The sequence below is a fragment of the Longimonas sp. genome, from assembly GCF_040409695.1.
Lineage (GTDB): Bacteria > Bacteroidota > Rhodothermia > Rhodothermales > Salinibacteraceae > Longimonas.
Genome location: NZ_JARWGJ010000097.1, coordinates 1 through 9,273, shown reverse-complemented (window position 1 = coordinate 9,273; position 9,273 = coordinate 1). Strand labels below are relative to the sequence as shown.

Genomic DNA, 9,273 nt, shown 5'->3' with positions numbered 1-9,273 from the left:
TCCGACCCGATGCCCATCGCGGCGGGACTGATGGCGCCCGGACTACAACGGCATCTGCGCCTTGATAGTGTTCTTACGGTGATTGATGCCGAGCGTGCGCCCTATTCCGATCGCGACGACGTGCAAGAGCTGGTGGCTTCGCAGATCAAGTCTGCCAACATCGTGCTGCTCAACAAGGTCGATCTTGTCGAGGACGATAAGATTGCCGACTTGCGTGCCTGGATCAAGGAGTGGACGCCTGCCGCTCGCATTCTTGAAACCGAACATGCCGATGTGCCAATTCCGGTTCTGCTGGATGGCGCGGTGCCGCTGCCCTCTGTGCACGAGGCCGATGCGAGTGAAAGCCACGAGCACAGCCACGAACATGATGAGGAAGATGCGCATGATGGCGGGGGGCCTCACCCACATGAGCATCGCGACCATGATTCTCACACCCACCACCATGATCATGAGACGTCGTTCCGGCGGTGGACGTACCGGTCGGAGGTGCCCTTTACGAACTTAGACGACGTGCAACGTATGCTGCGGCGTCTGCCCGACACGGTGCTGCGCGTGAAGGGCTTTGTGGCCACCGAAGAAACGCGCCGGGAACGCGTGTTGCTTCAGATGGCCGGGCGCCGCGCGGCCCTCACATTTCGAGGGGCCTGGCCCGACACGCCGCGCACTGCTCTTGTGGTGCTGAGTCTGTCTGACGGCCCGGATCCTGATACGCTACAGGCCCACTTTGATACCGCTCTGGCTGGCGCGGCATCGTTTACTGCGCGTCGCTGACTGCGCGTGTGAGTGCGTCTGTAACCTCGGGTCCAAGATGGTCGCGCAGCAGGGCACGGTAGGCCGTGCGCTCGGTCAGGTTGCCGCCGTCGTTGAAGAACGCCTCAACAGGTGCACCCCACGCGCTATCCAGCGGCATGACGATGCCAAACGTCTCGGCGGGGTCGTCGCCTACAGGGTGGCGGCGAAGCGGCGCTCCATCGTTGAGTGCGCGCCAGTAGTTATACCCGTCGATGTAGGCCGCGTAGCCGCCGGATGCGACCCGTTCGATGATATCGTCGTTCGCATCCGAAAATGCCAGCTCGGTACTGGGGGCGTGCGCCTGGACGATATTCCGCAGCCGCTCCTCATGCAGCGTCCCCTCAAATGCCAGTGGCGTGAGCCCTTCAAACGTCGGAGACCAATCGCTTAGCCGCTCTAACTCTTCGATCGACTCGTGCGTGATGAGCACAGCTATATTGTTGAAGTACGGCGGCGAGAACTGAAGCTCGCTGCGCCGCTCCTCAGTGATGGTTACGTTCCCCAATCCGAAGACGCCGTTCTGGGCATGCTGCACGCGCCTGTAGAACGTGCGCCAGTCGGTCTCCTCTACGAAGTTAAGCGTGAGGTCGATATCGCGTTCGGTAGCTACCCAGTCGGCAAACATCCGCATCAACTCGACCGTGATGCCGGTGAGTGAGTCGTCTTCGCTGATGTACGCGAAGTCGTCGGCCGGTACATAAAGCACCGTGATAGCGGCCTCACCATCTGCTTGCGCGTCGGACCAGGATGATCCGGTATCGTGTCCTGGCGCATCGGCATTCTCAGCGGCACAGCCCGATAGAAGAAATAGGCTGACGAGGATGATGCCAGCAAGAGTTGAAGTCAGGCGTGCAAGCATAAGCAGGCAATGAAAAGTTCAGGTGCAAAAGTGCGGTTTATCGCAGCCCAAATTGAGAAATCAAAACAGGTTCTAAAAACAGACCTGTGCTCGCCGCTCTGTCTCTGCGTTCAATAGATTATGCACGAGCTCAGATCCACTGAACAGTCTTCAGCACGCCGAGAACAATGAGCAGTATGCCTGCCGCTGTGGTGAGGTAGTGGCGGAATGCATCGCCAACCCGATACCCGACGTAGAGCCCAGTCCAGGTGAACACGACGGAAAAGAAGCACATGGTTGTAGCAACGAGTAGCGCGTCTATGGTACCGAGACCAAGACTAAACCCGATGAGCAGGTTATCCAGGCTCAGTCCGGCAGCCAGCACAGCCAGACCAGTCCACGTCGTGATGCGCCGAGCGATGGTGTCCTCCGGTTCAGCCTGTCGCATGCTGGAGGCCAGCGTCCACCCGCCTAAAAGAATTAACAAAAGCGCCCCAGCCCATGCGATCTCTTGCTCAACCCACCGTGCCGTAGCCTGGCCCAGCGTGATGCCGAGAAGCGGTACGAAGAACTCGAAGAGGCCAAATACCAGGATGATGCGCCCCCGGCGCGCGTACTGCTTCAACGCGCCGAGGGCCAGCGCTACAGCCATATTGTTCGCTGCGATCACAACGCCAAGGACAAGCAGTTCCACGACAGTCATAGCGGGCCCTCAGCCAGTGGTTTCATGGGGGATACGCGGCGTACGCATCTGCTACCGGAGGAGCACCTTTTCCTGCCGGACAGCGCGTACTTATGAGGGCGCAGGGCCGTACCGGTTGGGTCCGTCGGTGCCGCTTGCAAAAAGCATATACAGCCCAAAGAGAACATTGACGACCGGAATCAAGCCAATCCAGTAAAACCAGCCCGACAGGTTCACGTCGTGGAGACGCTGCACGGCAGGGAAAGAGAGCAGGACCGCGGCAACAAGGTAGAGCAGCGCAGCACTTTCAGGTGCACCTACTTCCTCGGCAATGGTTGCAGGTACAACAAGCACGAACGCAATAGAAAACGAGCGAAGGAAGTACGACAGACGTCCAAGACGGCCTCTGTATCCGAAGAACGAAGGGTTCTCTTCATAGGTGGCGCTGTCTTCGGCGTGCTGCGCGGAGGGTTCGGCAGACTGGGCCTGCTTCCGGCTACGGTCGGGCGGCGGGGTTACCGGTTCGAATGGATCCGACGGGGTGTCGGACTCCCAGTGCCGCTCGTTGCCAAAGAGTCCGCGCTCGGCTGCCGAGCGCAACGAAGCCCCTCGTTCTTGTGCGGATGCATCGGAGGGCGGAGGCGGCATGAGTAAGTCAGGCACCTCCTTTGCCGGCGTCCACCCGCTCAACTCGCTGTGCCAGACCAGATCATCGGGGGCTACCTCTCCGTTTTGAATGCATCGCTGAAACGCACGCTCCGAAAACGGACCACGCTGCGTTCCGTCATCGCTGTAATACCACATAGAGAAACGCTATCAAGGTAAACGATATGCTTCTTCAACATAGGTAGTATGGGGTCTAACTGCAAAAGCAGGTGGGTGTAAAAGACCCAGGCTGTTCCACCGTTGTGCCGATTCATTAACCAGTATGGTGAGGCGCTGCTGATGCGTTTTGGACGTGCTGGAGGTAGGGGGATGTTTTCTCAAGATCTGGTCTGTTCCTGCCATGAGGCCCATACCCAGAACCGCACCCCCCAGAACCCAGGATGCGGGTCCGCTCTGAACGCCTTCATAGAGCACGAGCACGCTCATCGTGGCGAGGAGTCCAAGGGTGGCGCCCCAGAGCCCGACCACCCAACGGGCCGATACCCGGCGCGTCACAAAAAATGGAAGCACGCCCAGCCCGGTAGCCAGGCCGGTGATTGCCCCGGCCCCGCCCACAATTAACAGGTCGGTCCAAATCCATTCCGTTAGAGGCATGAAGCGTACGGGCAAGGTGGGAGCTCGTTATCGGCAGAGACACGTCGCGGACATGACGGAATGCCTCGGAGCTCAAGTTGGGAAACCAACAGACACTCACGCTGCTCCCTCCTCGTCGATGGGCAGCGGGCCGCCCGAGAGCACGATAGCGCCTACGCTATCAAGGCGCACTGCCGGGTCGGCAATGCTCTCATGCAGCGTGGCCGCAATGTCGGGAGATGCCTGGGCCTGTAGCTCCCGCTTCGCGCGTTCTTGCCGCTCCACCAGGCGGTTGCCCGATCGGAGCGCGCGGCGGGCGGCATCGCGCGCATCGTCGCAGCGCGTAGCCCATCGGTTCGGGTCGACAAATGCGTCGAGTGCAGGCAGACGGTCGCCTTTGATGTTCGTGTCGCTGCCGCCGTCTTGCTGACGCTCAGGCTCTGCCTCCAGCAGGCTGCGCAGCCCTTCGTTGTCGACCACCTCACCCGTAGCCGTCGTGCAGATCGTTACGAACTGGGGCGGAAAGGCTGCATCGGCGCGGCGCTGCAACGCGGCGCGAGCCGGAGCGTCGCCCGCCTCCGAAAGATGCGTGGCGTTCGCCTCCACCACAAACTCGAACCGGAAGAAAAGCGCATCGTCGCGCCCGAGCAGGTTCCACTGGCGGTTGGTGCGCCAGATGGCATAGGCCCGCCCGCGGTCGTCCCACTCGAAGTAGTTCGCCAGCGCATCCAGAAACGGATGCCCGACCCGAAATAGATTGGCGGTAACGTCGGCACGCGCCTGGCTCTGCAGCGCTACCGGACGGTGGTACGTGGTGGGCTTGTCGGACTTCGGCAGGAAGCGATTCAGGATCGTGTCGAAAGGAATAAGCGTCTTGCCGTTGAAGTCGGGCTGGTAGCGCAAGATGTCGTCAGGGTAGCCCCGCTTCGAGCGGTGAAAGCGCAGCGCTTTCGTGATCCAAGCGTCCATGTCGCGGTAGAGCGCGCGGCTGTCGCCTTCGAGCGTCTCCACCGACTCAAAGTACAGCGTATCGCCGCTTGCAAGCGCCTCGGGCTGCTCAAAGAGCGCCTCGCGGGCTGCGCGCTGGTGCGTGCGGGTGCGCTCGTCATGAAGCGCCTGTACCCGGTCGTCAATGGCTGCGGCGCCTTTCGTGAAGAGCGTCTCGATCAGGTCGGGCTGGATCTGCGCGAGCCAGGGCTGCACCGGAGCAACCGAGGTGTCGAGCACGCCGAGCCCCTCTTGCACAAGCCGGTACCACGCCTCAAAGAGCGAGCCCTCCACGTCGGGCCCGAGGTAGACGTGCGTGTGCAGCGGACGCCCCCGCCGCCCGACGCGGTCGAGTCCGCCCGTGCGGGCTTCGATCTGCCGGGCATCCCACGGCAGGTCGTAGTGGATGAGGTGATCGACAAACGACAGGTCGATAGCCCCTACGCCCGACCGGTCGCATATCAGAATGCGGCAGGCGTCTTCCTCCAGCAGCCGCCGCACCTCGTCCTGGGCCATCTCTACATCTTCGTTGGCGTGATAGAGCGCCGTAGCAGCATAGCCGAACCGGTCGGTGAGCTGCTCGTGCAGGCGCGCAGCAACCGACGGGTAGCGCGTGTGCACCACAAACGTTTCGGGCACCGCAGCATCCGCATCCATCTTCTGATCGAGGAAGGCTGCGAGCCAGTCCGCGTGCGACAGGTCCATGTCGTCCACAGCGGCACGGGCGGCGGTCTCCATGTCGTGGAGCAGCGCCTCCTCGTCTTCCGAAAGCGGCGTTTCGCGCAGGCGGCGCCGCTCCGGGGCGGTCAGGTCGCCGTCGAGGCGGTCGCTTTCGGTGCCGCTGTGCCGATATGCGACCGCATCCGCGAAGAGGGAAAGGTCGCTGCCAGCCGTTTCCACCAGCGTCTGCAAGATACGTGCATACGGCATGGCAGGCGCCTCCGCATCCGCGAGCATGGTCTCATGGATCTCCGTTCGCCACGCATCCAGCAGCGCATGTACCGTTTCCTCGCGCAGATCCATGCCAAACTCGGCATACTCAGGCGCCTGGCGAACGGCGTCCACATCCGCTACATCGGCCCGCCGGGTGCGCAGCATGTGGGGGTGCCAGCGGTACCGGTTTTTCAGGGGGATGCGCACGCGGTCGATGGCCCCGTTAGTCGGCTCCGCATCCGGATCGTCGAGCGCCTCTTGCAGGGCGGTCGCGCAGGCGTGCAGTTCATCGTCGCTCGGATGTGCGTCGCGGATACGGGTGCAGGCGCGGCGCAGCGCCTCCTCGTCGGCGGTGGCCGACAGGTCGTGCAGCGCTTCGCTCCACGAGGCGCGGGCCTCGCGCCGGGCCGTGAAGGCCTCCGTGGCGTCGAGCGCATAGGTCTCTGGGTCGAGCAGGTGCAGGAGCGCAAGAAACGGCTGCTCGGCATGGTGGGGCGTGGCATCCGATAAGAGCAGCAGGCGCGGGGCGGTGTGCATGGCGGCTGCAGCACGGGCAAACGCCTCCGGGTCGGTCTGCGCCAAGGCAGCTACGCGCTCGGCCTCGTCGACAACGAGAAGGTCGGCCTCCGTCTCAGAGACGGCCGAGAGCGGCGCGACAGACACCGTACCACGGAGCGCTTTGGTGTCGAACATGGTGTCAAGCGCGTGCTCCCAGGCGGCGTGCTGCTCGGCAGGGGCGCAGATCTGCACGTGGCCGGCGTCGTGGTCAATCAGAAACTGCCGTATGACAACGCCTGCTTCGACCGACTTGCCAAGTCCCGCCTCATCTGCAAGCAGGTAGCGTGGCGACGGATCTTCAAGCACCTGGCGCACAATTTCGACCTGATGCGGATACAGCTCGATGCTCGACGAGAGGAGTCCAGATGCTCCGTGCGAGGCGGTACGCTGGCGGAGCAGCGCCCGCACAAACGGCGCCCGCTGATTGCGGAAGAACACCGTTTCGTGGCCCTTCTGCTTGAGCGTCTCTGTAGGATCTTCTACGGGGCGGGCCCAGCGCACGTAGAGATGCTCCTGACCGGGGTCTTCAACCTCCTGGTCAGGCAGCTCGATCATGCGGTCGCCATCGCCGAGGCGGCGTACGCGGCCCATGTGCCAGCGCTCTGCCTCCGGGTCGAAGACGTAGCAGCGCGTCTGGTTGGCCAGGCGCACCACGCGCAGGCGGGCTGTCGGCTCCTCGCGCGTTTCGCGCCGGGCAATCGTGTCGAAGTACTCCACGGTTGCGGTCCCATCCTCCAGCGACACGCACTTCCCGATGCCGAGCCCGTTGCCCGCAATCACGAAGTCGTGCAGGCCGACCTCGGTGTCGGGCAGCGGCTCTGCGCCGGGAGGATGATCGGGGTCTCCGAGGTGCTGAGCCAGCGCCTTGAGCTGCGGATAGTCGGGCAGGCCCTCGCCGGCGGCCCACTGCTCAACGGTATCGGGCAGCGTGCCCGTAAGGCGGGCCAGGTCGTCCCACGAGTATCCGAGCGCCTCGCGGCGTTCGGTGAGCCACCAGTGAAGCAGGAGCACCATCTGTTGGTCGTCGGTAGCGGGAGTAGCCATGCAGAGCAAACGTCAGAGCAAAAGGAAGGCGATAAGACGGAGCAGCCGCGCCGCCATCTCACCCGTACGGCGCATTCATCCACAGGTGCCGCCTTCATGGGCAGTGCCATGTGAAGTGTGGTGCAAAGGCGAGAGGAGTAGGGGAAGTGCAGAAGGGCGGGAGAATAGAGAATGGAGCAATGGCGGGCCAGCGGCTGTTCTCAGTCTACGTCGAGCACCTTGTGGGTCTGGGTGCTCACGCTCCATTCCGGATGCCGGGTGGCGAGGGCCACTGCCTCGTCCTGAGCCTCGCTGAAACGCGGGCCATCCTCGGGCTGCACGTAGAGGCAGCGGCGCGTCTCGCCGGCGATGGTGTGCTGGGTGCCGCGTCGGGCGAACCGCTCGTAGTGGGCGGGCCGGTAGTCGGGCACGACCAGCTTCAGTTCATCGAAGCGCTCCAGAGCGAGATGCTCCTCGGGCAGTTTCGGACTGCAGGTGATCCAGTCCGGCGCCGTGATCGCTCCGGTCTTCGGATCCGCAAAGGCATCTGCCAGCGCTACCGTGCCGTTGGTCTCGATGGCAACGGTGTATCCGGCGGCGTGCATCGCCTGGATGAGCGCCGCGTCGGCCTGCAGGAACGGCTCGCCGCCGGTAAGCACGCAAAAGCCGATGGGACCGCCCACCTCGCGCATCTGCTGGGTGAGTTCACCGGCGGTGTAGGCAGTGCTGCCTTCCTTGGTGAAGTCCGTGTCGCACCAGCGGGGACAGTCGGCGCCGGTGCGCTGGGCGTCGCGCTCCCGGTCACCCTCGTAGCCGCTCCACATGTTGCACCCGACCAGCCGCACAAACACGGCCGGGCGCCCCGCCCAGAAGCCCTCGCCCTGCACGGTCCGAAAGACATTCTTGACGCGGTAGGTGGGCTCGGGATCGGAATGGGATACACGTGTGGCGTCGGGTAGGGCGGCGGGACGAGTATCGGCGAGCGTATCCATCTTTCTATTCTCCATCCTCCATCTTCTATTTCGCTAACTTTCTCTCCGAAACGCATCGTCTTAGCATTCGACAGCCCCGCTACACCCAGCCGTTCTCCTTCGCCTCTTTGTAGCCCTTCGCGCGCAGCTTGGATGCGGGGTTGTCGAGCTGGCCATAGCCCCACTCGTTGAGCTGACTGCGATCGCCGTTGTAGTCGGTGTGGCTCATCACGCGCACCACTTCAAGCACGTCACATCCGGATACGGTGCCAAGGTCAGCGGCCAGTTTCCAGGTCTCGGCCTTCGTGAGATCCATCAGCGGCGTGTGGATCTGCACGTCCGCATCCATTGCCAGCGACAGGCTCGCCTGCATCGAACTGATGAACGTACGTCGGCAGTCGGGGTAGCCGGAATAGTCGGTCTGGCACATCCCACCCACAAGGTTGGTGGTGCCACGGTTGTATGCATACGCGGCGGCGGTGCTCAGGAAGAGCGCGTTGCGCCCGGGCACAAAGCTGGCAGGCAGGTCCTCATTGCGAGCGTGCGGTGCGTTCATATCCTTATCGTGCTCGGTGAGCGCAGATCCTTCCAGCGCGCCGGTCAGGTCGACGCAGTTGTACGGCACACCGGCTTTCCCCGCGATCTTGCGGGCCTGCTCCGTCTCGATGGCGTGCTTCTGCCCATAGGTAAATCCGAGTGCATGCACATCATCGAAGCGCTGCAGCGCCCAGAAGAGACAGGTGGTCGAGTCCTGTCCGCCCGAAAAGAGCACCAGGGCGGAGGCGTTGTGGGGTTCAGTAGGCATGGTGCAACCGGATCAGTGAGCAAGAGGGATGCGTGGAAGGCGTAGGTAGTACGCGTTTGGGATGCGAGCGCAGCGCGTGCTCCGTGAAAACTCGCCCAAACGAGGAGGGTGGATCTTGCAGCACGTCGACGTGTTTGGTACGATGGAAACGTGATATGTGTCCTGATGCCAAATGCGAGGTACAGCACGTCACGCAAAGAGATGTACGTAACGCTACATACGGAGGGGTGGCAGAGCCTGGTTGAATGCACCGGTCTTGAAAACCGGCAGGCCCTCGCGGGTCTCGGGGGTTCGAATCCCTCCCCCTCCGCTGTTTGCCCTTCTGCTGCTTTCATGTCTATCTGCTCTCTACCCGCTCTCTACAGGAGAGCAGTTTGCCGGCTTCTATCGTATGGCCGGATGGCTATAAGCCTGGCATGAGCCTGGAACAAAGGCAATTCACGTG

The 9,273-nt window shown here is 62.7% G+C and carries 8 protein-coding genes and 1 tRNA gene; 2 read left to right on the top strand and 7 right to left on the bottom strand.

All coding sequences use genetic code 11. From position 1 onward, the window contains the following. On the top strand, nt 1-771 hold a 771-nt coding region (locus tag PPP56_RS06280), incomplete at its 5' end, for a CobW family GTP-binding protein (RefSeq protein WP_353563183.1). On the opposite strand, the gene PPP56_RS06275 is transcribed toward PPP56_RS06280, so the two are convergent. From PPP56_RS06275 to queC, 7 genes are all read right to left on the bottom strand, one after another. Then, nucleotides 755-1,651, bottom strand: coding sequence for a substrate-binding periplasmic protein (locus tag PPP56_RS06275; RefSeq protein WP_353563182.1), 897 nt, complete (start codon nt 1,649-1,651; stop codon nt 755-757). The genes PPP56_RS06280 and PPP56_RS06275 overlap by 17 nt on opposite strands. 130 nt (nt 1,652-1,781) lie before the next feature. Further along, nucleotides 1,782-2,333, bottom strand: a complete 552-nt coding sequence (locus PPP56_RS06270; protein ID WP_353563181.1) for a manganese efflux pump MntP — start codon at nt 2,331-2,333, stop codon at nt 1,782-1,784. 90 nt (nt 2,334-2,423) lie between these two features. Next, nucleotides 2,424-3,116 carry a GYF domain-containing protein gene (locus tag PPP56_RS06265; protein WP_353563180.1) on the bottom strand — a complete coding sequence of 231 codons (693 nt, stop codon included), beginning with the start codon at nt 3,114-3,116 and terminating at the stop codon, nt 2,424-2,426. Nucleotides 3,117-3,128: 12 nt separating this feature from the next. Then, nucleotides 3,129-3,572 carry a ZIP family metal transporter gene (locus PPP56_RS06260; protein ID WP_353563179.1) on the bottom strand — a complete coding sequence of 148 codons (444 nt, stop codon included), beginning with the start codon at nt 3,570-3,572 and terminating at the stop codon, nt 3,129-3,131. Between the two features lie 96 nt (nt 3,573-3,668). Continuing rightward, nucleotides 3,669-7,073, bottom strand: coding sequence for a protein DpdE (dpdE, locus tag PPP56_RS06255; RefSeq protein WP_353563178.1), 3,405 nt, complete (start codon nt 7,071-7,073; stop codon nt 3,669-3,671). A 200-nt stretch (nt 7,074-7,273) separates the two neighbouring features. After that, complete coding sequence (locus tag PPP56_RS06250) at nt 7,274-8,059, bottom strand: 7-carboxy-7-deazaguanine synthase QueE (protein ID WP_353563177.1); 786 nt, start codon at nt 8,057-8,059, stop codon at nt 7,274-7,276. Between the two features lie 64 nt (nt 8,060-8,123). After that, the gene (queC, locus tag PPP56_RS06245; protein WP_353563176.1) at nt 8,124-8,828 is read right to left on the bottom strand and encodes a 7-cyano-7-deazaguanine synthase QueC; all 705 of its coding nucleotides are present in this window, start codon (nt 8,826-8,828) and stop codon (nt 8,124-8,126) included. 221 nt (nt 8,829-9,049) lie between these two features. On the opposite strand from queC, the gene PPP56_RS06240 reads away from it, so the two are divergent. Continuing rightward, a tRNA-Ser gene (locus PPP56_RS06240) sits at nt 9,050-9,138 on the top strand. Nucleotides 9,139-9,273: the final 135 nt, after the last annotated feature.

Excerpts from the sequence above, each read along its gene's own strand:
- dpdE (WP_353563178.1), bottom strand. The coding sequence starts at position 7,073 with ATGGCTACTCCCGCTACCGACGACCAACAGATGGTGCTCCTGCTTCAC.
- PPP56_RS06250 (WP_353563177.1), bottom strand. The coding sequence starts at position 8,059 with ATGGAGAATAGAAAGATGGATACGCTCGCCGATACTCGTCCCGCCGCC.
- queC (WP_353563176.1), bottom strand. The coding sequence starts at position 8,828 with ATGCCTACTGAACCCCACAACGCCTCCGCCCTGGTGCTCTTTTCGGGC.
- PPP56_RS06270 (WP_353563181.1), bottom strand. The coding sequence starts at position 2,333 with ATGACTGTCGTGGAACTGCTTGTCCTTGGCGTTGTGATCGCAGCGAAC.
- PPP56_RS06265 (WP_353563180.1), bottom strand. The coding sequence starts at position 3,116 with ATGTGGTATTACAGCGATGACGGAACGCAGCGTGGTCCGTTTTCGGAG.
- PPP56_RS06275 (WP_353563182.1), bottom strand. The coding sequence starts at position 1,651 with ATGCTTGCACGCCTGACTTCAACTCTTGCTGGCATCATCCTCGTCAGC.
- PPP56_RS06260 (WP_353563179.1), bottom strand. The coding sequence starts at position 3,572 with ATGCCTCTAACGGAATGGATTTGGACCGACCTGTTAATTGTGGGCGGG.